This window comes from Pseudomonas sp. MD195_PC81_125, assembly GCF_014060985.1.
Classification (GTDB): domain Bacteria; phylum Pseudomonadota; class Gammaproteobacteria; order Pseudomonadales; family Pseudomonadaceae; genus Aquipseudomonas; species Aquipseudomonas parakoreensis.
This window is the reverse complement of the sequence record NZ_JABULD010000853.1, coordinates 1-659: the sequence shown is the minus strand read 5'-3', so window position 1 is coordinate 659 and position 659 is coordinate 1. Positions and strand designations below refer to the sequence as shown.

Sequence of the window (659 nt, the reverse complement as noted above, 5' to 3'; positions counted from 1 at the left end):
CAAAAGATCAATGCCAAGGGCATGAATGACTTTTTAGCACCGTCTCAAATCGAGGTTTTGCTCCGGGCGCAAAGGCCTTGTACAGACTTTCCCGACCCATGCCAGAGTCCTTGGCGATTTGAGTCATTCCGCGTGCTTTGACTACATAGCCGATTGCTCGGAGGAACTCTTCATTATCGCCGTCTGCAAGTACTTGTGAGAGGTACTCGCTTATGGCTTCGTCGCTATCCAGCAGTGCCACCATGTCGAACGTTGTCAAAGTCTGGCTCATGATTAAACCTCCTTTGCCATTTTTTTTTGCGCGTTGTATGTCTGCACTTGAGTGGATTTATCACCTCCTGCCAGCAGTACGATGATTGCACCGTTACGCTTTGTGAAATAGACCCGATAACCAGCGCCAACATCCACTCGCAGTTCCGATACGCCATCGCCAACGGATTTGGCGTCACCCAAATTGCCCGTCGCAGCACGATCAATGACGGGTAATTGCAATTCTGGCTCGCAGGTCTCGAACAGAGGCATGCCAAGCCCTGAAAACCGCTGTTTGCTGGATAAGATAAGTCATTGCTCGACTGTATCCAATTGGATACGGTCAATCTATCGGTTGGATCTCTAAGCGACGCCGGATGCGCCAATAGAGGTCGTAGGCAGTGATCCCA

General features: G+C 50.4%; 2 pseudogenes. Both read right to left on the bottom strand.

What is annotated here, in order from left to right:
* Positions 1-271, bottom strand: a pseudogene (locus HT737_RS29735) (addiction module antidote protein); the annotation flags it as partial.
* A gap of 2 nt (positions 272-273) precedes the next feature.
* A pseudogene (locus HT737_RS29730) lies at positions 274-565 on the bottom strand (type II toxin-antitoxin system RelE/ParE family toxin).
* Between the last annotated feature and the right edge of the window lie 94 nt (positions 566-659).